This is a genomic window from Actinoallomurus oryzae (assembly GCF_039541955.1).
GTDB classification, from domain to species: domain Bacteria; phylum Actinomycetota; class Actinomycetes; order Streptosporangiales; family Streptosporangiaceae; genus Actinoallomurus; species Actinoallomurus oryzae.
The window spans coordinates 397761-418933 of the sequence record NZ_BAABHF010000019.1 but is presented as its reverse complement, the minus strand read 5'-3'; the positions used below and the strand labels follow the sequence as shown (position 1 = coordinate 418933).

General features: G+C 72.6%; 16 protein-coding genes. 10 read left to right on the top strand and 6 right to left on the bottom strand.

The features are described from left to right. The first annotated feature begins 59 nt into the window (after nucleotides 1–59). Both ABEA10_RS16160 and ABEA10_RS16155 read left to right on the top strand, forming a co-directional pair. Nucleotides 60–476: a hypothetical protein gene (locus tag ABEA10_RS16160; RefSeq protein WP_345464193.1), complete on the top strand. Its 417-nt coding sequence runs from the start codon at nucleotides 60–62 to the stop codon at nucleotides 474–476. After that, the gene (locus ABEA10_RS16155) at nucleotides 473–3361 is read left to right on the top strand and encodes a hypothetical protein (RefSeq protein WP_345464190.1); all 2889 of its coding nucleotides are present in this window, start codon (nucleotides 473–475) and stop codon (nucleotides 3359–3361) included. Before ABEA10_RS16160 ends, ABEA10_RS16155 begins: the two co-directional genes overlap by 4 nt. Nucleotides 3362–3387: 26 nt before the next feature. Here ABEA10_RS16155 and ABEA10_RS16150 read toward each other — a convergent pair whose 3' ends face one another. Further along, complete coding sequence (locus ABEA10_RS16150) at nucleotides 3388–3927, bottom strand: hydrogenase maturation nickel metallochaperone HypA (protein WP_345464187.1); 540 nt, start codon at nucleotides 3925–3927, stop codon at nucleotides 3388–3390. A gap of 252 nt (nucleotides 3928–4179) precedes the next feature. Here ABEA10_RS16150 and ABEA10_RS16145 point away from each other — a divergent pair, with 252 nt between their 5' ends. The 3 genes from ABEA10_RS16145 (at nucleotide 4180) to ABEA10_RS16135 (ending at nucleotide 7323) form a co-directional block, all read left to right on the top strand. Further along, nucleotides 4180–5001, top strand: a complete 822-nt coding sequence (locus ABEA10_RS16145) for an SAM-dependent methyltransferase (RefSeq protein ID WP_345464184.1) — start codon at nucleotides 4180–4182, stop codon at nucleotides 4999–5001. Between the two features lie 199 nt (nucleotides 5002–5200). Further along, complete coding sequence (locus tag ABEA10_RS16140; RefSeq protein WP_345464181.1) at nucleotides 5201–6148, top strand: hypothetical protein; 948 nt, start codon at nucleotides 5201–5203, stop codon at nucleotides 6146–6148. Further along, nucleotides 6145–7323 carry a zinc-dependent alcohol dehydrogenase gene (locus tag ABEA10_RS16135; protein WP_329238455.1) on the top strand — a complete coding sequence of 393 codons (1179 nt, stop codon included), beginning with the start codon at nucleotides 6145–6147 and terminating at the stop codon, nucleotides 7321–7323. Before ABEA10_RS16140 ends, ABEA10_RS16135 begins: the two co-directional genes overlap by 4 nt. Before the next feature lie 65 nt (nucleotides 7324–7388). Here the strand turns inward: ABEA10_RS16135 and ABEA10_RS16130 are convergent, their stop codons facing one another. Beyond that, nucleotides 7389–8999 (bottom strand): serine/threonine-protein kinase, encoded by a 1611-nt coding sequence (locus tag ABEA10_RS16130; protein WP_345464176.1) that lies wholly within the window; start codon nucleotides 8997–8999, stop codon nucleotides 7389–7391. A gap of 205 nt (nucleotides 9000–9204) precedes the next feature. Between ABEA10_RS16130 and alaS the strand changes: the two genes are divergently transcribed. Beyond that, entirely contained in the window at nucleotides 9205–11820 is a 2616-nt protein-coding gene (alaS, locus tag ABEA10_RS16125; protein WP_345464173.1) for an alanine--tRNA ligase, read from the top strand. A gap of 69 nt (nucleotides 11821–11889) precedes the next feature. Here the strand turns inward: alaS and ABEA10_RS16120 are convergent, their stop codons facing one another. Next, a complete protein-coding gene (locus ABEA10_RS16120) occupies nucleotides 11890–12666 on the bottom strand; it encodes a M15 family metallopeptidase (RefSeq protein ID WP_345464171.1) in 777 nt (258 codons plus the stop codon). 61 nt (nucleotides 12667–12727) lie between these two features. After that, nucleotides 12728–13960, bottom strand: coding sequence for a TetR/AcrR family transcriptional regulator (locus ABEA10_RS16115; RefSeq protein WP_345464168.1), 1233 nt, complete (start codon nucleotides 13958–13960; stop codon nucleotides 12728–12730). 109 nt (nucleotides 13961–14069) lie between these two features. On the opposite strand from ABEA10_RS16115, the gene ABEA10_RS16110 reads away from it, so the two are divergent. Next, nucleotides 14070–15551: an MDR family MFS transporter gene (locus ABEA10_RS16110; RefSeq protein ID WP_345464165.1), complete on the top strand. Its 1482-nt coding sequence runs from the start codon at nucleotides 14070–14072 to the stop codon at nucleotides 15549–15551. A gap of 31 nt (nucleotides 15552–15582) precedes the next feature. Next, nucleotides 15583–16734, top strand: a complete 1152-nt coding sequence (locus tag ABEA10_RS16105; protein ID WP_345464162.1) for an FAD-dependent oxidoreductase — start codon at nucleotides 15583–15585, stop codon at nucleotides 16732–16734. A gap of 293 nt (nucleotides 16735–17027) precedes the next feature. Here the strand turns inward: ABEA10_RS16105 and ABEA10_RS16100 are convergent, their stop codons facing one another. Together ABEA10_RS16100 and ABEA10_RS16095 are read right to left on the bottom strand one after the other, a co-directional pair. After that, on the bottom strand, nucleotides 17028–18041 hold the full coding sequence (locus ABEA10_RS16100; RefSeq protein WP_345464159.1) for an extracellular catalytic domain type 2 short-chain-length polyhydroxyalkanoate depolymerase: 1014 nt from the start codon (nucleotides 18039–18041) through the stop codon (nucleotides 17028–17030). Nucleotides 18042–18072: 31 nt separating this feature from the next. Further along, nucleotides 18073–19425, bottom strand: coding sequence for a tannase/feruloyl esterase family alpha/beta hydrolase (locus tag ABEA10_RS16095; RefSeq protein WP_345464156.1), 1353 nt, complete (start codon nucleotides 19423–19425; stop codon nucleotides 18073–18075). 309 nt (nucleotides 19426–19734) lie between these two features. Between ABEA10_RS16095 and ABEA10_RS16090 the strand changes: the two genes are divergently transcribed. Together ABEA10_RS16090 and ABEA10_RS16085 are read left to right on the top strand one after the other, a co-directional pair. Beyond that, the gene (locus tag ABEA10_RS16090; RefSeq protein WP_345464153.1) at nucleotides 19735–20490 is read left to right on the top strand and encodes an ABC transporter ATP-binding protein; all 756 of its coding nucleotides are present in this window, start codon (nucleotides 19735–19737) and stop codon (nucleotides 20488–20490) included. Beyond that, nucleotides 20477–21169: an ABC transporter ATP-binding protein gene (locus ABEA10_RS16085; protein ID WP_329238416.1), complete on the top strand. Its 693-nt coding sequence runs from the start codon at nucleotides 20477–20479 to the stop codon at nucleotides 21167–21169. The genes ABEA10_RS16090 and ABEA10_RS16085 overlap by 14 nt, the downstream gene beginning before the upstream one ends. Nucleotides 21170–21173: the final 4 nt, after the last annotated feature.

Below are 21173 nucleotides of genomic sequence, written 5' to 3'. Positions count from 1 at the left end.
CAGAGGGCAGCTCCGGTGCACCGGCACCGGGATCACCCAGGAGTCGTGAGGAGCATCCGATGGACCCGGTGTTGGTGGCGGCGGGCACGGCCGTCGTGGGCGCGATGGCGACCGACGCGTGGCAGCAGGCGCGAGCGGCCGTCGTCGGCCTGTGGCGGCGGGCCGGTTCGGCGGAGGCCGAGACGGTGGAGGACGAACTGGCGCAGGTGCGGGTCCAGGTGCTGGCCGCACGCGCGGACCAGGACGACGACACCGAGCAGGTCCTGGTGAGTGTGTGGCGGCTGCGCCTGCGCGATCTCGTGCGCCGGGATCCGGCCTTGGCGGCCGACCTGCGCCGGGTCCTCGACGAGGAGTTGCTGCCCGCGCTCGACGCGCCGGACCGCGAACGGACACGCGCCGTCCTGATGAACGCGACGGCGTCCGGACACGGACGCGTGTACCAGTCCGCCGGCGACCAGCACATCAACGAGTCATGAGCGACGGGAGCCCGGCGCGGCCACCGTTCCCGCGAGCCGGCGGCGCGGCGCGGCCGGCCCCTCTTCCGGAGCGGCAGGCGATCACCATGACCGCCACGGCGACCGATCGCGCCATCGTCTACCAGGCCGCGGGCGACCTGCGCGTGGAACCGGCCGCCTACCGGCTGGAGCCGGTCCGTACGCCGCCGGTGCCGAGCCTGGAGGAGGCGCGTCGCCGGCCGAGCCGGCTCCTGGCGGCCCGGCTCCGGGTGGTCGACTTCACCGGCCGCGCCGAGCAGCTCCAGCGGCTGACGGACTGGCGAGACCGCCCGGACCAGGCCTCCGTACGCCTGGTCAGCGGCGCGGGCGGGCAGGGCAAGACCCGGCTCGCCGACCAGTTCGCGCGGCTGTCCATGGAGGCGGGCTGGCGGGTACGCGTCGCACGGCCCGCGCGATCCACCTCCCGGCGCCGTGAGTCCCCGCCCCCGGCGGGCGAGGACGGGGACGGGCTCCTCGTCCTCGTCGACTACGCCGAGCGCTGGGCCGTGGACGACCTCACCGGCATGATCGACGAGTTGGCCGGCCGGGAGCGGGTCCGGATCCTGCTGCTGGCCCGCGCCTCCGGGCTGTGGTGGTCCGGCCTGTCGCACCGGCTGGAACGCGACCTGGACATCACCGCGGAGGCCATGCCGCTTCCCCCGCTCGCCGCGTCGCCGGACGAGCGGCTGGCAGCCTTCGACCGGGCGCGGGACCGCTTCGCCGAGGCGATGGGGGTGCCCGCGGACGCGGTGGGCCGGCCGGCCGGGATCACCACCGACCCGGCGTACGGCGTCGCGCTGACGGCCCACATGGCGGCCCTGGCCGCCGTCGACGCGTACCGGCACGCCGAGAGCGCCCCGGACGATCCCGCCCGGCTCTCCGAGTACCTGCTGAACCACGAGCTCGACTACTGGCAGGACCTGCACGCGCACGCCGGCGGCCTGCCGACCGTCGACGCCCAGGCGATGGGCCGTACGGTCTTCGTCGCCTCGCTCACCGGCCCTCTCGTCCACCCCGCCGGCATTGAGGTGGCCGAACGCGCGGGACTGGCCCGCGAGCCCGCCGTCCTGCAGCGGGCCCTGGACGCCCACACGCGATGCTTTCCGCCTCGCGACCAGGCCACCGTGCTCGAACCGCTGTACCCCGACCGGCTGGCCGAAGACTTCATCGCCCTGCTCACGCCCGGTCACACCGACGGCTTCACCGCGGACGCGTGGGCGGCGACGGCACCGGAGGCCCTCCTGACGGCCGGAGAGGACGAGGGCGACACGACACCGCCGTACGCCCGGCAGGCGATCACGGTCCTCATCGAGACCGCGGCGCGATGGGAGCACGTCGCCCGGACGCAGCTCTCCCCGCTGTTGCGCCGGCGGCCCCGGCTCGCCCTGGCCGCCGGAGGCGCCGCTCTCGTCACCCTCGCCGGACTGCCGCATCTGGACCCGGCCGTCCTGGAGGCGATCGAACCGCACCTCCCCGCCCACCACGTCGATCTCGACGTCGGCAGCCTGGCCTGCGTCGAGGCCTTGACCGGACACCGCCTCGCGGCGGCGAAGGACCCCGGAGAACGGGCGAAGCTGCACTGCGAACTCGGCCTGCGCGAAGGCAACGCGGGCCTCGGCGAGCGGGCGCGCGCGAGCTTCGACCGCGCCGTGGAGCTGTTCCGCTCGCTGCCGGCCTCGCGCGCCGCCGAGACGCGGGTCGATCATGCGTGGGCGCTGCTCAACCAGGGCATCGCCCTGGCGCACGAGGGGCGGCACACGGACGCGTACGCCCCGCTGTGGGAGGCGGTCTCGCTCTTCCACCACGCGGTCGGCGACGATCCGCCGGCCGCCGGGGAGGGGCTGGCGACCGGCATGGACGCCCTCGAGATCACCATGTCCCACACGGGGCGGCACCGGGAGGCGCTGGACCTGGCGTACCTGGTCGTACAGGCCCGCGAGACGCAGCCGGACAAGGACGCCGGGGCGGAGGCGGGGCTCGGCCGGGCGTACCTGAACCTGGGCAACCGGCTGGCACAGCAGGGCTCCGACCGGCAGGCCAGGGTCGCGACGCACAGCGGGCTGAAGATCTTCCAGCGCCTCGCCGCCGACGATCCGGCCGCCTTCACCCCCGACCTGGCCCGCGCGCTCGTGAACCGGTCCCAGGACCTGAGCCGGGCCAAGGACAGGGCCGGGGCGCTCCAGGCCGCCGAGGAGGCCGCCCGGCTCTACCGGGCGATGGCCGAGACGAACCCCGCCGCGTTCGGGCTCGATCTCGCCACCTCCCTGGCGAACCTCGGCACGTTGCACGGCGCGTCGCGGCGTTACCGGCAGGCCGTCGAGCGCACGGCCGAGGCCCTGGCCGCGATCGGCGAGCCGCCCGCGCCCGCGTCGGCCGCACACCGCGCGACCCGCGCCAGGATCGTGGCCAAGCTCGCCTACTGGCACGCGCACCTGGGCGATGTCGAGAACGCCGTCCTCCATCTCCGCGAGGCCGTCACCCTGAGCCGGACTCTGACGCCTCGGGACTCCCTCGCGGACCGTGGTGGAGTCGCCCGTGCGCTGATGCCGACCGCCTTCATGCTCGCCGTCCTCGGCCGGCCGGACGAGGCGCTGCGCGGCATGGAGGCCGCCGCGGAGCTCTACCGTCACCTCGTGGCGGCGGACGAGGCGTTCGAGGAGGAGGCGACGATGGCCACCCGCGCCCTCACCATCGGCCGGTCGATGGATCCGGACGCCTATGGCGCGATGATGGCCGGCCTGCGGCCCGAGCTGGAACGCGTGACCGGCGCGATCGGGAGCAGGATGGAGGCGCCGGTCATGCCGTCCTCGCCGCGGATGAGGCGGGTCCAGCCCAGGAGACTTTCCCGCAGGCGACGCCGGACCTGAGCCGGCGCCGGACTCGAGCCGCGCGCTCAGGCCGACGGCTCGTGTCTCCGCTCGGACTCGGTGAACTCGACGGACTCCAGCACGAGCCCGTCGCCGCTGTGCAGGTCCAGCCGGGTTCCGCCGCAGCCGGAGCAGACGGCGAGAATCCGGTCGGACGTCACGACGCGTCCGCACGACCGGCAGCCGAGCCGCACCGGCTCGACGACCACGTCGAGGTGCGCGCCGTCCGCCACGGTGCCGTCGGACACCGTGATGAACGCCTGGTTGAGCGCGGGGCCGCTGATGTGGAGCAGGGCACCGGCGCGTACGCGCGCCCGCCGTACGGGCCGGCCGGCCGCTCGCCGCTCCACCGCCCGGAGGACGGCTCCGGCGATGCCCAGCTCGCGCACCGCCTTCGTGTGCCTCTGGTCCCTCGGCGCCGGCGGATGCCCGGCGTCGGCCGGAGCACGGTGGCGGTGGCCGGGGCCCCGGTCGCGCGCAGGCGCCCTGGCGCCGTCTTCCCGCGGCGTCCCGGCGGCGTCTTCCCTCGGGCGCCTCCGCAGATGACGCCGGAGCCAGGCGTTCATTCGGCCTCCCCACGGATCGCGAAATACGGCGGCGTTCCCGATTATTCGTACTGACGTTATTCGGGGTTCCTGACGGCTCGACACCCGTAATCGGATAACGATGAGTAAAGGCTTGGTTACGTATGGCTTTTCGCGTTCCGGGGTGGTGTGTTCCGGTGGTCACGGAGGTTTCCCAATAAGACGCATTCGCGGTGCGATAGGAAATTTCTGCCGATACGATGCTTCCGCGAGTCGTTCGGGGAGGAGCGTGCCGTGCCGGAGCCGCAAGACGAGCCGGAGTCGCCGGCGGCGCAGCGAGCCGATGTCACCAAACCCAGCCCCGCGCGCCTCTACAACTACTACCTCGGCGGCAAGGACAACTTCGCGGTCGACCGCGAGGCCGCGGAGTCGATCCTGGCGGTCATGCCCGAGGGCCGGCGGGTCGCACGGGAGAACCGCGCCTTCCTGCGCCGCGTGGTCCGCCACCTGACGCTGGAGACCGGCATCCGGCAGTTCGTCGACCTGGGCACCGGCCTGCCCACCGAGGGCAACGTGCACGAGGTCGCCCAGGAGGTCGCGCCCGAGACCCGCGTCGTGTACGTCGACAACGATCCGATCGTGCTCGCCCACGGCGAGGCGATGCTGGCCAGGGACGACCACACCACCTTCATCGGGGCGGACATGCGGGAGCCGGAGGCGATCCTCGGCGATCCCCGGCTCAAGGCACTGATCGACTTCGACGAGCCGGTCGCGGTGCTGTTCGTCTCGGTGCTGCAGTTCGTGCCCGACGACGAGGAGGCCGCCGGGCTCGTGCGCAGGTTCGCCGAGGCGGTGCCGCCGGGCAGCCGGGTGGTGATCTCGACGATCACCGGCACCGGGCAGCGGGAGGACAAGGTCGCGACGATAACGGCCGCCTACGCGAACTCCACGGCCCCGGCCGTACTGCGGCCACGGGAGCGGATCGAGCGCCTGTTCGGCGGCCTGGACCTGGTGCCCCCCGGGCTCGTTCCGGCGCCGGAGTGGCACCCCGACGTCCGCGGCGAGACCGGCGGTGGCACGTCCTGGGTGCTGGCCGGAGTGGGCGCGGTCCGCTGACTCCGGGCAAAGCCGGAGTGCGGCGGCGGTAAAGCTTCGTCACTGGACCGCGTGCCGCGCATGACGCGCGGGTCGGCGCGGGTACGGCACCATCGCAGGTCAGAGCGATATTCCAGCGACACACGAACGGTGCCGACGCATGCAGCAGCAGATCCGCGGGTGGCGCTTCGCCGCCGAGAGAATACCCAGACGCCGAATCATGCGCGACGGATCGCTCGCGCCCTCGGCCCAAAAGATCCTCAGCGCCTGTCAGGACCTCGGCCGCCGGGCCCGGGGCATGAGCGCCCCCACCCGCGGGCGTACGCCCGCCGCCCAGGCCGCCAAGACGGCGGCGCGCATGCCCGCCCGCATGGCGGAGTACCTGCCCGGCCGGACGCCGGGCGGCATGATGGGCCGGATGCCCGCCCGCATGGCCGAGTACATGCCCGGTCAGATGATGGGACGCAAGCCCTCGCGGATGGCGGGGCGAATGTCCGCCCGCATGGCCGAGTACATGCCCGGTCAGATGATGGGACGCAGACCCTCGCGGATGGCGGGGCGGATGCCCGCGCGTATGGCACGGCGCATGCCCGGCCGGATGGGGACGCGGATGCCCGGCCGCATGTCGAGCCGGATGGCGGGCCGGATGACCATGCCCGCGGGGATCGCGGAGAGGATGCCCACGGCGATGCCCTCGGTCATGACCCCGAACATGAAGCGGGTCGCCGGCGGGCTGGGGCTGCTGGCGGCCGGCATGGGCGTCGCCCGCTGGGCGATCCACCGGCCCGCGCGGGAACGCGCGCTCAAGAATCGCTGGATCATGGTGACCGTCAACTGCTCGCCGCAGCGGCTGGCCTCACGGGCCGACCTTCCGGAGCCGATCACCCGGCTCGGCGACGCGGTCGACATCAAGATCGCTCCCGCGCCCGGCGACCGCGGCACCGAACTCGGCGCGCGGCTGCGCGACCTGCCGCGTACGAAGATCGCCGGAATGGTCGACCGGCATCCCGAAGAGGATCCCCGGCGCATGGTCGAGCGGGCGCTCCGCGACGCCAAGGCGATCATCGAGAACGGGGAGGTGCTGCGCGGCGACTGGCCGGCCGCCGCGGAACCCGCCCAGGCGGGCAAGCTCCTGGAGTTCGCCGGCCGTCGAGGAGGCCGGCTGTGAAGGCACTGTGCTGGGAGGGCGTGAACCGGCTGTCGGTCGAGCGGGTCCCCGACCCGCAGATCCTCAACGACCAGGACGCGATCGTCAAGGTCACGCTGAGCACGACCTGCGGATCGGACCTGCACCTCATCGACGGCTTCGTTCCGACCATGCAGGCGGGCGACGTCATCGGCCACGAGTTCATGGGGGAGATCGTCGACATCGGCCGCGGGGTCCGCCGCCGCAAGGTCGGCGAGCGGGTCGTCGTGTGCTCCTTCATCGGCTGCGGCCGGTGCTGGTACTGCACGCACGACCTGTGGTCGCTGTGCGACAACACCAACCCCAACTGGGAACTGGCCCGCGACACGCTCGGCTTCGAGACCGGCGGCGTGTACGGCTACTCCCACGCCATGGGCGGGTTCAAGGGCAGCCACTCCGAATACATCCGGGTCCCGTTCGCCGACTTCGGCACCTTCCCGGTGCCCGACGGCGTCAGCGACCTGGACGCCCTGTACGCCTCCGACGCCGCGCCGACCGGATGGATGGGCGCCCACATGGGCGGCGTGAAGCCCGGCGACGTCGTCGCGGTGTGGGGCGCGGGCGGCGTCGGCCAGATGGCGGCACGCGCGGCGCAGCTTCTCGGCGCCGAACGCGTCATCGTCATCGACCGGCTGCCCGAGCGGCTCGCCATGGCCGAGCGGTACATGGACGTCGAGACGATCGACTTCTCCCAGACGGACGTGCCGGCCGACCTGTACGAGCGTACGGGCGGACGCGGCCCGGACGTGTGCATCGAGGCGGTCGGCATGGAGGCCACCGGCGCCCCGGACGGCCAGTACGCCTACGACCGGGTCAAGCAGCAGCTCCACATGCAGCAGGACCGGCCCATCGCGGTTCGCGAGGCGATCCATGCTTGTTGCAAGGGCGGTTCGGTGTTCGTGCTCGGCGTGTTCGGCGGCATGGTGGACCGGTTCCCGCTCGGCATGCTGATGAACAAGGGCCTGGTGTTCGCCGGGGCGCAGCAGCACGGGCACCGCTACATCCCGATGCTGCTCAAGCGCATGGCGGCCGGGGAACTGTCCACACGCCAGCTGGCCACCCACGAGATGCCGCTCGACGACGCGCCCCGTGGCTATGACATGTTCAAGCACAAGAAGGACGGCTGCGTGCGCGTGGCGTTCCGCCCGCACGCCTGAGCGCGTGCGGTGACTCTTGGCGGGCGAGGCGAGTTCTGACCGTCGTCCGGCGCTCCGCGCGACGGTCAGAAGTGCAGGACGACGAACTCGTACTCGGCGGGGCTGGTGAGCTGGGCCGTCCCGTCCTTGTTCTTGTCGATGAAGATCGTCAGGTACACGTCGCCCCGCCGCTGCCGCAGGGGAGTCCTCCGCCGGTCACGCCAGGTCTGGGCGAGGTAGACCTTGTCCTGGTCCGCGGACTGGTGGGTGATCCTCGTGCCGACGAACTCGTTGTGGCTCTCGTTGTTCAGGAACAGCGTGCCGCTGCCGTACTCGTAGTCCGCGAGCCCGGTGCCCGGCCGGAAACAGGGGTTCTCGGCGACCGACGCGCCGTTCCGGAGGTTGAAGACGCTGTCGTCGGTCCAGGCGCAGACCTCCACGGCGACGTCCTCGGCCTGTTTCGGAAATCGCAGTTCGAACGGCGCCTTCTTCATCTTCACCGTCACGACGTCCTTGTCGCCGCGTTGGGCGAACGACATGGCGTCCGGGGCACCACCCTGCCAGAACTCCAGGCCGAGACGGGGCGTACGGGACAGCTGACCGGTGTCGCGGAAGTCGGCCGACGCCGACGCCGACGCGGAGGGCGGTGGCGTGGGCCGATGGACGGCACCGTTTCCGCGCAGGCCAGGCCAGAGCACCACGCCGGCCGTGGTGATCACCGCGGCGGCCGCGACGGCCGTGGCCGCGACCACCGGACCGCGACGGCCCATGCGCCCGCCCGGCACGGTGCCGGGCGGCGGCGCGCTCGTGTCGGGCAGTTGGTCGTCGGGCAGCACGGACGTCCGGCGGCCCGCGACGAGCGCCTCCCCGATCGGCGCCTGCCGCGCGTCCGGCCGGCCGAGCAGCCAGATCAGCACGTCGCGCATTGACGGGCGCGCCCGCTCGTCCTTGGCCAGGCACGCCAGGACGATGTCCCGCAGCGGCCCGGACAGCGGGCCGAGATCGGGCCTCCCCCGCAGGACGCGGTTGCCGATCGCGGCGATGCTCTCCCCGGCGAACGGCGGGGAGCCCGACGCCGCGAACACCATCACGCAGCCCCAGGCGAACACGTCGGCCGCCGGCCCGATCGTCCGCTCCTCGAACTGCTCCGGCGCCATGTACGACGGCGTGCCGACGATGCCGCCGGTCAACGTGGGACCGCCGTCGAGCGTACGGGCGATGCCGAAGTCGATCACTCGTGGGCCGTCGGCACCGAGCAGCACGTTGGCCGGCTTGAAGTCACGGTGCACGACGCCGGCCTCGTGGATCGCGGCGAGCGCCGTCGCGGTGGCCACCGCGAGCCGGTGCAGCGCCGGTCCCGACCGCGGGCCCTCGTCCCGTACCGACCGCAGGAGCGTGGGACCGTCGACGAACTCCGTGACGATGAACGGGGGAGACTTCGACAGGTTCGCGTCCAGCACCTGGGCGACGCAGAACGGCGCCACCCGCCGGGCCGCCGCCACCTCCTTCTCGAAACTCCGCCGCGCCACGCCGTCCGCCGCCCACCCCGTGTGCAGGACCTTCACCGCCACGCGGGAGCCACCCGGGCCGGTCGCCGCGTAGACGACGCCCTGACCGCCCTCCCCGAGACGTCCCTTCAGGCGGTAGCGGCCGAGCCTGCGGGGATCCCCCGGACGCAGGGATGAGAACTCGGGCATGGGCTCCCTCGTCGGCTGCCGATCATGCGAACAACGCCACCGTAGGACCCTCGGGGGCGCGGGACCAGCACGGCCGGATCCCGGCCGCCGGCGGCCTCCCGGTGGAAAATTCGTTCGTGTCCCCGCACGCCGCCTTCCTACGATGCCGCGAACACGTGAACGACCTGGACGGCCGGATTCCGGCTGCCGGAGGGAGGGCGGTACGGTGCCCGCGACGGACGGCGACACCATCCGTGAGACCTTTCTGCGTTTCTTCGAACGCAACGGCCACCGGCGCATCGAGGGCGCCTCGCTCGTGCCGGTGGGCGATCCGACGCTGCTGTTCGTCAACGCCGGGATGGCACCGCTGAAGAAGTACTTCAGCGGAGAGAAGGTCCCGCCCGCGCCGGACCTGTGCGACGTCCAGGGCTGCGTCCGCACCAAGGACATCGACGACGTCGGCGACCGCCACCACATCACCTACTTCGAGATGCTCGGCAGCTGGTCGATCGGCCACTACTTCAAAGAGCGCGCGGTCGAGCTCGCGTACGCCCTGGTGACCGGCGACTTCGGCCTGGACCCCCGGCGCCTCTACGTCAGCGTGTTCGGCGGCGACGAGACGCTGGGCCTGCCGGCGGACGAGGAGTCGGCGCGCGCCTGGGAACGGGCCGGCGTCCCGCGCGACCACATCGTCGCGCTGCCCGCGGAGGACAACTTCTGGGGCCCGGCGGGCCAGAGCGGTCCCTGCGGGCCGTGCACGGAGGTGTTCCTCGACACCGGCGAGGAGTTCGGGCCCGCGTACGTGCCCGGCGGAGAATTCGACACGAGCCGGCGCTACATCGAGATCTGGAACGCCGGCGTCTTCATGCAGTTCGACAAGGGGCTGGACGGAGTGCTGCGGCCGCTGCCGTTCACCAGCGTCGACACCGGCTCCGGCCTGGAGCGCTTGGAGCTGGCGCTGAACGGCCTCGACAGCGTCTACGACACGAGCCTCTTCGCGCCGCTGGTCCGTACGGTCCAGGACGTCCTGGGCGAGAGCGGCGAGGTCCTGCACCACCACCGGGTGATCGCCGACCACCTGCGCGCGGCCGTCGCGATCATGTCCGACGGCGTCCGGCCGGGCAACGAGGGCCGCGGCTACATCCCGCGCCGCCTCATCCGCAAGTGCGTGACCCTGGCGATGGGCCGCGACCGCGAACGCTTCGACGTCGCGCCGGTCGTCGACGCGGTCGTGCGCTCGCTCGGCCCGGTGTACCCGCACCTGGTCGCCGAGCAGGCGGCGGTCACGGCGGCGATCATCGGCGAGCGCGACGAGTTCGGCGACACCGTCCGGCGCGGCCTCGACCGGCTCGACCGGGTCGTCGCCCGGCACGGCCGGGTGAGCGGCGCGGACGCGTTTCACCTGTTCGCGACGTACGGACTGCCGGTGGAGATCACCCGTGACCTGGCCGCCGCGCGGGGCGTGAGCCTCGACCGCGAGGAGTTCGACGACGCGCTGCGGCGGCACAGGGAGCTCAGCCGCGGCACCAGGACGGATCGGCGGCTCCGGGTGGACGACGTGCTGCCCGCCGCGGTCGCGAGCCGCCCGGCGACGGAGTTCCTCGGCCATGACACGCTGTCGGCCGAGGGCACGATCCTGACGCTCTTCTCCGGCGGCACGACCGTGGACGCGGTCGCGGCCGGCTCCGACGCCGACCTGATCGTGGACCGCACGCCCTTCTACGGCGAGGGCGGCGGGCAGATCGGCGACCGCGGCACCGTACGCGCCGTCGGCCGCGACGAGGCGCTCGGCGAGATCAGCGACACCGTCGTGCACGCCGGCGGCGGCTACCTGCACCGGGTCAGCGTCCGCACGGGAGTCCTGCGGGTCGGCGACACCGTGTCGCTCACGGTGGACCCGTGCTCCCGCGCGGACACGGCGGCGAACCACACCGCGACGCACCTGCTGAACGCGGCCCTGCGCGCGGTGCTGGGCCCGCACGTACGCCAGGCGGGCTCGCTGGTCGAGCCGCGGCGGCTGCGGTTCGACTTCACCCACCCCGGCCCTCCGGCGCGCGAGGAGCTCGCCGCGGTCGAGCGGCTGGTCAACGACTGGATCCTGACCGACGCGCCGCGCCGCGTGGAGGTCATGGCGCCGGAGGAGGCGAAGGCGTCCGGCGCCGTGTCGCTGGAGGGCGAGGACTACGGCCGGGCGGTACGCGTGCTGTCGTTCGGCGACTTCTCCAGGGAGCTGTGCGGCGGCACGCATGTGGAGCACACGTCACAGCTCGGCTCGTTCCGCATCGTGTCCGAGCAGAGCGTCGCCTCGGGCGTCCGCCGCATCGTCGCGGTGACGCGGCGGTGCGCGGTGGACCACTCCCTCGCGCAGGCGGCGGCGCTGTCGGAGGTGGCGGGCGCGCTGCGGACGTCGCCCAAAGACGTCGTGCCCGCGGTGCGCCGTCTCGTCGAGACGGCCAGGACACCGAAGGCGGCGCGCGACACCGCGACGCTCGCGAACACCGTCGAGACCGTGGTGAACGACGTCCCGGTCATGCTGGCCCAGGCGGACGGCGCGGTCGGCGGCCTGCGCAAGGAGGCCCGGCGCGCAGCCGGCGAACGCGGCCGGGTCGTCCTGCTCTGGACCGCCGCGGAGGAGGAGAAGAAGACCCTGGTCGTCGGCGTCCCGGAGAGCCTGGGCGACCGCCTGCGCGCCGACGCGCTGGTCGAGGGCGCCATCCGGCGGCTCGGCGGTGGTGGCGGGGGCAACGCCCGCATCGCCCAAGGCGGGCTGACCACCGCCCCGACCACCGACGCGCTGATCGAGATCATCGCCGAAGCCGTCGCGGAGCGATCGGCCGGCTGAACGCCGCGAGCGTCGCTCGACCACGACGACGCCTGAGCGTGCGCGGCCGGCTCGCTCCGGGCCATGAGATCAGGTCATCGCGGAGGCGGGGGAGACGGGCACGTCGAAGTAGGTGTCCGGGTACGGCTCCCGCCGGTACGTGAAGTGCCACCACTCCTCGGGGATGCCGGTGAAGCCGGCCTTCTCCATCAGGCGCTTCAGCCAGAGGCGGTCGGCGTGGGCGGTGCCGGTGATCCGGGGGTCGAGCGTGTGGGCGCGCTCGTCGAAGCAGTCGAAGCCGGTGCCCATGTCGATCGACGCGTCGGGGAACCGCTGGGCGCGCGGCGCGTAGCAGGAGGCCAGTGGCTCGCCAGGCCGGTACGTCCGGGTGGGTGGGGCCGGCAGCTTCACGATCGTCAGGTCGACCGTGCTGCCGCGGCTGTGGCCGGACCGGCGGGCGATGTAGCCCTTGTCGAACAGCCGGGACTTGTCGACCTCGGGGTAGAACTCGGCCTTCATCGTGCGGTCGCCGGAGTCGCGCGACCACGCCACGAACCGGTCCACGGCCCGTTGCGGACGGTAGCAGTCGTACACCTTCAGCGAGTAACCACGCCGGGTCAGGTTCTGCTGTACCCGGTGCAGGGCCCGCGCCGCCGGAGCGGTCAGGAGGCACAGCGGCGCCTGGTAACCGGGGACGACCCGGCCGGTGAAGTTGTGCGGTGTGGCGTACCGGATGTCCTGGATGATCGTCGAGTCGACCGAGCTCAGCGCGACGAGGCGCGGGCGCGGCGCGGCGACCGCCGTCCCGGCCGGGCCGAGCAGCGCGGCCACGGCCAGGCCGCAGAGCGTGAGGGCAGCTCTTCTCATGCGTACACGATAGGCGTCACGCAAAGTGACGGGGTGCGCTGCGCCGGACGCCGTGCCGCCTTCAGCGGTGCGGGCCGGTGACACCGGCGGGCCATCCGTGTTCGAGGAGGTCGGTGATGACATCCAGGGCTTGGCGGGGGTCGGGGGTGGTGTTGGCGAGGTCGGGGATCTGCAGGGTGTAGCGGGCCAGGAGCCGGGCGGTGAGGTCGTCGCCGGAGAGCGCGGCCTCGTGGGCGATGGCGGTGGTGAGGGCGTCTTGGGCCGCGGTCCAGGAGTGCAGCGCGTAGTCGCTCAGTTCGGGGGTGGCGCGGATCAGGTCGAGGGCGCGCTGTTCGTCCGGGGTGCGGTTCGCCGCGAACGGGCCGCGCTCGGCCATGTGGTCGTGGATCGCGCGCAGGACGGTCTGCCCGGGAGACCGGTGGTGGACGGCGTCGACCAGGGCGGCGATGTGGGCGGCCCGGTCGCCGGGGAAAACCAGGCTGGCCTTGCCGTCGGGGAAGTAGGCGAACAGGGTGGCGATCGAGGTGCCGGCCGCGTCGGCGATCTCGCGGACTCCGACGTCGTCGTAGCCGCGTGCGGTGAACAGCTCCAGCGCTGCCCGGGTGATGGCCTGCCGGGTCTGGGCCTTCTTGCGTTCGCGCAGCCCCGGCGGGCGGGCCGGTGACGGCGACGCCCCGGAGACCGAGGTCCGCGGCGGATCGTACGGCGCGGAGCGCAGCTCGGGGGCGGGCCAGCCGTCGGCCAGGAGGGTGAAGGCGGCGTCGAGTTCGGCGCGGGGATCGTGGCGCCGCCAGGGCTGGGCGCGGTCCAGGACGAACCGGGCCACGGCCCGGGCGGCGATGGCGGCGCCGGGGGAGTCGGGCCCCGCCTGGCGGATCGCTTCGGCCAGCTCCTCTTCGTACCCCAGCCACATGCGGCGCGCGTAGTCGCTCAACGCCGGCGTGCCGGCGACCAGGTCCAGGAAGGCGGCGGTGTCCGGATCGGCGGCCTCCTGGCAGGTGTTGTGCAGCAGCCAGGCCCGCAGGGCCTGCAGGGCGGAGGTTCCCTCGGGGCGGTCGCGGACGGCGGAGGCGATGCCGGCCCGGATGTCGTCCTCCTGGTCGAAGACCAGGGACTCCTTGGTCGGGAAGTGCTTGAACAGGCCGCTCATCGACACGTCGGCGGCTTCGGCGACGTCCTTGACCGTGACCTGGTCGAAGCCGCGTTCCAGGAACAGCTCCAGCGCCGCGTCGGCGATCGCCTGCCTGGTGCGGGCCTTCTTGCGCTCGCGGCGTCCCATGCCGGCCTCGATCATGCCGCCAGTCTACCGCGAGGTGTAACAGCCCTCTAAGTAGAGCTGTTATGTTTTTAGAGCGACATCACTAGTATGCTCGTTCTCAACTTGTCCCGGAAGGTGAACGGATATGACTTCCACCGCCGTGCCACAGGGGCCTCCACCGGCTGGGCGTTCGGTCCGGATGGTCCTGCTGGGGGTCATGCTGGCGATGCTGCTGTCGATGCTCGACAACATGGTCGTCAGCACCGCGATGCCCACGATCGTCGCCGACCTGGGCGGTCTGACCTCCCTGTCCTGGGTGGTCACCGTCTACACCCTGGTGACCGCGGTGACCACGCCGGTGTGGGGCAAGTTCGGAGACCTCTTCGGCCGCAAGCCGATGTACCTGGCCGCGGTGGCGCTCTTCGTCGCCGGCTCCGCGCTGTGCGGCACCGCGACCTCGATGGGCATGCTGATCGCCTTCCGGGCGCTCCAGGGCATCGGGGCCGGAGGGATCGGCGCGGGTGCCTTCGCCCTCATCGCCGCGCTCGTCCCCCCGCGCGAACGCGGCAGGTACCAGGGCCTGACCGCTTCGGTCATGGCCATCGGCACGATCGGTGGCCCGCTGCTGGGCGGCTTCGTCACCGAGCACCTGAGCTGGCGCTGGGCCTTCCTGATCAACCTGCCGCTCGGCCTGATCGCCCTGGTGTGGGTTCAGCTGATGCTGCACCTGCCGGTCCAGCGGATCAAGGCGAGGATCGACTGGGCCGGTATCGGGCTGTTCGGTGTTCTCATCACCGTCGTCGTCCTGGGCACTACGTGGGGCGGTGACCGTTTCGCCTGGGTCTCCTGGCAGGCCGGTGGACTGGGCGTCGTGGCCGTCCTGTCCCTGCTGGGGTTCGTCGCGGTAGAGCGTCGCGTGGCCGAGCCGCTGCTGCCGCTGAGGATCTTCACCGGGCACCGTAACTTCCCCATCGCGGTCGGCGTCATCTTCGCCGCGGGCGTGATCACGTTCGGCGCGGGCCTGTACCTGCCGTTGTTCCAGCAGACCGTGCAGGGCGCCTCGGCCTCCAACTCCGGCCTGCTCATGCTGCCGATGATGCTGCCGGTGCTCGTCGTCTCCACCGTCGCGGGCAAGATCATGTCGGCCACCGGCCGGTACCGGATCTTCCCGATCGTCGGCGCGGCCCTCATGACGGTGGGCATGGGCCTGCTCGCCTCCATGGGCGATGACACGTCCCGCCTGGTGACGGGCTGCTACATGGCGGTCCTCGGCGCCGGGATGGGGCTGTGCATGCAGATGGCCGGCACGATCGCGCAGAACGCCGTCGACCTGCGCGACATCGGCGCCGCCAGCAGCTCCATCAACCTCTTCCGCACGATCGGCGCCTCGATCGGCGTCGCCGTCTTCGGCGCCCTGTTCAACCGTTCGGTGAACGGCCACGCCGACCACATCGAGGGCTTCGTCCACGGAACCCAGACGATCTTCACGGTCGGCGCCGTGCTCTGCGCGGTGGCCTGCGCCGCGGCGTTCTTCGTCATCGAGGTACCGCTCCGCAAAGCCGGCCCCGGCACCCTGGCCAGGCCCCCTGCCGGGCAGTCGCCCTCCGCGGCCTCACCGACCCGATGAGCGGCTACCTGCACACCCCTTGGAGGAACCGATGAACACCCACTACCCCATCGCGATCGTCGGGGCCGGCCTCGGCGGCCTCACCCTGGCCCGTGTCCTGCGTGTGCACGGGATCCCGGCGACCGTGTTCGATCGGGAGACCGGCCGGGACGCCCGCACCCAGGGCGGCATGCTCGACATCCACGAAGACTCCGGGCAGGCCGCGCTGCGCGCCGCCGGCCTGTACGAGCCGTTCCGCGCGATCGTCCACCCCGGTGGGCAGGCGCTGCGCCTGCTGGACCGCGACGCACGCGTCGCCCTGCAGGAGGAGGACGACGGCACCGGTGACCGCCCGGAGGTCGACCGCGGCCAACTGCGCGACCTGCTCCTGGACTCGTTGCCCGAGGGCACGGTCCGGTGGGGCGCGAAGGCGTCCGGCGCCCGGCCGCTGGGCCAGGGCCGCCACGAGGTGACCTTCGCCGGCGGCGACACCATCACCACCGACCTGCTGGTCGGCGCGGACGGCGCCTGGTCCCGGATCCGGCCGCTGGTCTCGGACGCCACACCGTCCTACGCCGGCATCTCCTTCGTCGAGTTCGACCTGCTGGACGCCGACACCCGCCACCCCGGCAGCGCCGAGTTGATCGGCGGCGGCTTCTTCATCGCCCTGGACGGCGAGCAGGGAATCCTCGCCCACCGCGAAACCGACGGCAGCCTGCACGTCTACACCGCCCTGCGGGCCGCCGAGGACTGGCTGGACGGCATCGACTTCACCGACACCGCCGGCGCCAAGGCCGCCGTGCTGGCCCACTTCACCGGCTGGGACCCCGCGTTCGCGACCCTCATCACCGAGGCCGACGGCGCCCTGGTGCCGCGCCGCATCCACGCGCTCCCCGTCGGCCACCGCTGGGACCCCACGCCCGGCGTGACGCTGCTGGGCGACGCCGCGCACCTGATGTCACCGTTCGCCGGCGAGGGCGCCAACCTCGCCATGCTGGACGGAGCCGAACTCGGCCAGGCCATCGCCGCCCACCCCGGGGACGTCGGGACCGCCCTGGCGAGCTACGAATCCGAGCTGTTCCCGCGCAGCGAGGCCTCGGCCACCGAGTCGGCCGCATCCCTGGAGCAGCTGTTCGGCCCCGACCCCGTCACCCGCCTGGTCGACCAGTTCACCGGGTTCGCCGCCATGCGACAGCAGAACTGACCCCCGCCGACCCCACCTGGCAAGCAGCCACCTTCACCGCCATTCCGCCTGCCCATCGGCTGAGAGGACCATGATCAAAATCGCTGTCGTGCTGGCCGGCACCCGCCCCGGTCGCCACGGCCAGGCCGTCGCCGACTGGGTCGTCAAGCACGCCTCCCAGCGCGACGACGCCCGGACCACCAGCGCCCTGGCGGGTCCGCGAGCATCAGCGACGTACGGGGAAGCGAGAGAACTCTCCGCTGGTAAGCGACGGGCCCGCGTCGTGGTGGCGCGGGCCCGTGCGGGGGTGATGGTCAGCCGCCGAGGGCGTGGACCATGTTCATGATCGCTTCGATCTGCGCGCCGCCGTGGGTGTCGTAGTTGCCCGCGTTCAGGTACCCCCACCAGTCCCAGCAGCCCTGTGGGTTGCTGCCGAAGTTCGCGGTGGCCTGCGGGTAGAGGACGATCATGTTGTTCGTGTCGCCGTACTCGTTCAGGTGTGCCTTGGTGACGAACGTCGTGCCGATCGAGCCGGCGCCCTGCAGGCAGCCGTGCAGCGCGACCATGAGCCGGCACGAGGCGCCCGCGGCGCAGGTGGGCGGCACGTACGCGTAGCCGGTGGCGCCCATGCTGATCGCGCTCGCGCTGCCGCCGGGCGCGTAGGCGTTCTGGTCGAACGACACCACGCTGCCGGACGGGTTCGCGGCCGGTGCGGCGACCGACCCGAACAGCTGGGTCAGCATCGTCCGCTCCGGGTCGTTGCCGCAGTTGTTGATGTACGGCGTGTAGCTCGTGCCGCAGGCGTTCGGGCCGAGTGGGCTGACCCAGGAGTGCGCGGCCGGGGTCGTGTTGTCGTACGTCACGTTCGCGCCGAAGTCCCGGTAGAACTGCACGAGGTCGTTGGACGAGCCGACGGTGACCGTCGTGTCGGCGGTGCCGTGGAAGACGTACACGCGGTGGCCCGACAGGTTCGCGACGTTGTCGATCGTGCCCTGCGCGGAGCGGGTGCGCGCCGTCTGCTCCAGCGAGGGCAGGTTCCGGCTCTGGATGTTGTACATGCACGCCAGCTCGGCCGTGGTGAGGCTGCCCTGGGCGCAGTGGTACGGGCCGCCCGCGAAGATTCCGGTGCCTTTGATCGTGCCGGAGTAGGCCACGTGGAGCTGGTCGGCCATGAAGCCGCCGGAGGACACCCCCGAGTCGTAGACGGTACTGACGTTGTAGCGGCCCAGCGTCGCGGCGTGGGCCGGTGCGGCGACCCCGGTGCCGAGCAGGGCGGTCGCCGCGAGCGCGACGGCGCCCCGGCGGAGGTGGCGCAGTACGGATCTCATTGGTGCTCCTTCCCGAAGGGAGGCCCGCTGGTCAGGGTGTCAGCGAGCAGGTGTTGGCGAGGTCCCCGGAGGTCGGCCTGGGCAGGGTCGCGCTGGGAGGCGGCGTGTGGCCGGCCGACCAGCCCTCCAGCGCGGTGAACGCGGCGCGGAAGCACGGGAGCATCGGCCGCAGCCGGTCGGGATACGTGTCGTACAGCCCGTCGACGTGGTTGCCGCCCGCGATCCGGTAGTAGCGGAACGCGCCCTGGTGCGGGCCGGCGTGCGCGCGGACCATGCGGGCGTACACGTCGCCGTCCAGCGCGATCGGCAGCAGGGTGTCCAGCGTGCCCTGGAGGGTGATCAGCGGCTTGCGGATCCGCCCGGTCAGCGACACGCGGGCGACTGCCCGGTGTACCGGCCGGGGCCGGGTGGCGTAGTCGTAGTCGGCGTCGCAGGCGGGGGTGCCGCTCGCGCAGTACGGCGTGCCCGCCTCGGTGGCGCCGTCGTAGGAGGGGTCGAACTCCTCCCGGTAGATCCGCTGGGTCAGGTCCCAGTAGACCTGCTCGTGGTACGGCCAGAGGAACTCCGAGCCGGGCGCGAGGCCGGCGTCCAGCAGCGCCCGGTGCGCCCCGGCCGAGCCGGCGGCGTAGGCGGGGTAGTTCTTCAGCAGCGACGGCAGGTAGGTGAACAGGTTCGGGCCGTCCGCGCGGAACAGCGTGCCCTCCCAGTCCACGCCGCCGTCGTACAGCTCCGGGTGGTTCTCCAGCTGCCAGCGGACCAGGTAGCCGCCGTTGGAGATCCCGGCCGCGTACGTCCGCGCGGGCGCCCGCCCGTACCTGCGGGCGACCACCGCCTTCGCCGCGCGGGCGAGCTGGGTCACGCGGGCGTTCCACTCGGCGACGGCGTCGCCGGGGCGCCGCCCGTCCCGGTAGAACGCCGAGCCGACGTTGCCCTTGTCGGTCGCCGCGTACGCGTACCCCTGGGCGAGCACCCAGTCCGCGATGGTGAAGTCGTTGGCGTACTGCGCGCGGTTCCCGGGCGTGCCGGTGACCACGAGCCCGCCGTTCCAGCGGTCGGGCAGGCGGATCACGAACTGGGAGTCGTGGTTCCAGCCGTGGGTGGTGTTCAGCGTCGAGGTGTCGGGGAAGTAGCCGTCGATCTGCGTGCCAGGAACGCCGGTGGGGTTGCGCGCCCCGGCCGGCTGGAGGCCCGCCCACTGCGCCGGGTCGCTGTGGCCGTCGGTGACGGTGCCGGCGGTGGTCAGGTCGGGCAGGCACGCGCCGACCTGATGGGCCGCGCCCGGCATGGCGACGTCGCACGAGCGTTCGGCGGAGGCCGCAGTGACCGGAGACGCGGTCACTGCGAGCCCGAGGGCCAGCGCGGCGAGGAGACGGGTACGCGGCATGGAGGCTCCCTGCGTCGTCGGCGCCCCCGAGAACGCCCGCAATCGTCGCCGCGCGGGCGGCCCGCGTTCCATCGCCCGTCGCCACACTTTCGCGTCGCCGGACGTGTGCGTGACCCACATCAGCCACCGACGGCGGGGAGGATCCGGCCGCTGCGCCCGTGGTGACCGGGCCTCTATGGCGGAGACGGACGCCTCCCCGCGTACGAATGTGTGGCCGCGGCACATGGTCGGCCACCGGAGCGCGTCCTAGGGTTCCCGGTCAACGAACGGTGTGGATACCGGCGCGACAACGGCGAAACAGGAGAGCGGATGGCAGCGGTTCTCTGCGCCCGGGGCCTGTCCAAGGAGTTCCGCGGCTTCCGTGCGGTCGACGACGTGGACCTCGATGTCCCCGAAGGCGGCGTGCACGCGCTCGTGGGCCCGAACGGCGCGGGAAAGACGACGCTGTTCAACCTGCTCACCGGTTTCCTGCGCCCGACGGCGGGCCGCGTCACGTTCGGCGAGCACGAGCTGGCCGGCCGGTCGCCCGAGCGGATCGCCCGCCTCGGAGTCGCCCGGTCCTTCCAGATCACGAGCCTGTTCGCGCAGCTCACCGCCCGGGAGCACGTCGAGCTGGCGTTGCAGGGCGGCACCGGGCTCGGCTGGCGGTTCTGGCGCTCGGACAAGCGGATGGGCCGGTTCGCCGGCCGCGCGCGGGACCTGCTCGCGCAGGTGCGGCTCGCCGACCTGGCCGACACGCACGCGGGCGCCCTCTCGTACGGGCACAAACGGGCCCTCGAACTGGCACTGGCCCTCGCCCTGGACCCCAAGGTGCTGCTCCTGGACGAGCCGACCGCGGGCATGGGCGCCGAGGACGTCGACGCCACCGTCGAGCTGATCGGCCGGGTACGCGACGGCCGCACCGTCGTGCTGGTCGAGCACAACATGAACGTCGTCGCCTCGCTCGCCGACAAGGTCACCGTCCTGCAGTCGGGCCGGATCCTCGCCGAGGGGCCGTACGCCGAGATCCGGCGTGACCCCCGGGTCGTCGCCGCCTACCTGGGAGACGCCGATGCTTCGGATTGACCGCCTGTCCGCCTGGTACGGCGAGGCGCGGGCCCTGCGCGAGGTGTCCCTGGAGGTCGGCGAGGGCGAGATCGTCACGCTGGTCGGCCGCAACGGGGCGGGCAAGACGACCCTGCTGCGCTGCGTCATGGGCCTGCACGCCCAGGCCGAGGGCACCGTGGAGTTCCTGGGCGCGGACGTGTCCCGCCTCGCCCCGCACCGGCGGGCGCGGCGCGGGCTCGGCTACGTCCCCGACGACCGAGGGATCTACGCGAACCTCTCGGTCGAGGAGAACCTCCTGCTGCCGCCGGTGGCCGGGCCGAAGCCGTGGTCGCTGGAGCAGGTGTACGACACCTTTCCCCGGCTGCGCGAACGGCGGCGTTCGCCGGGCACCAGGCTGTCCGGCGGCGAACAGCAGATGCTCGCGCTGGCCCGGGTCCTGCGGATGGGCGCGCGGCTCCTGCTGTGCGACGAGCCGACCGAGGGCCTGTCCCCGCTGATCGTCCAGCAGATCGGCGGGATCCTGCGCGACGTCAAGGACCAGGGGGTCACCGTCCTGCTCATCGAGCAGAACGTGCACTTCGCCGCCACCGTGGCCGACCGGCACTACCTGCTCGCCGAGGGCCGGATCGCCGAATCGATGGACAACGCCGAGGTCAAGGCGCGCGAGCACGAGCTCCTCGGCTACCTCGGAATCTGAAGGA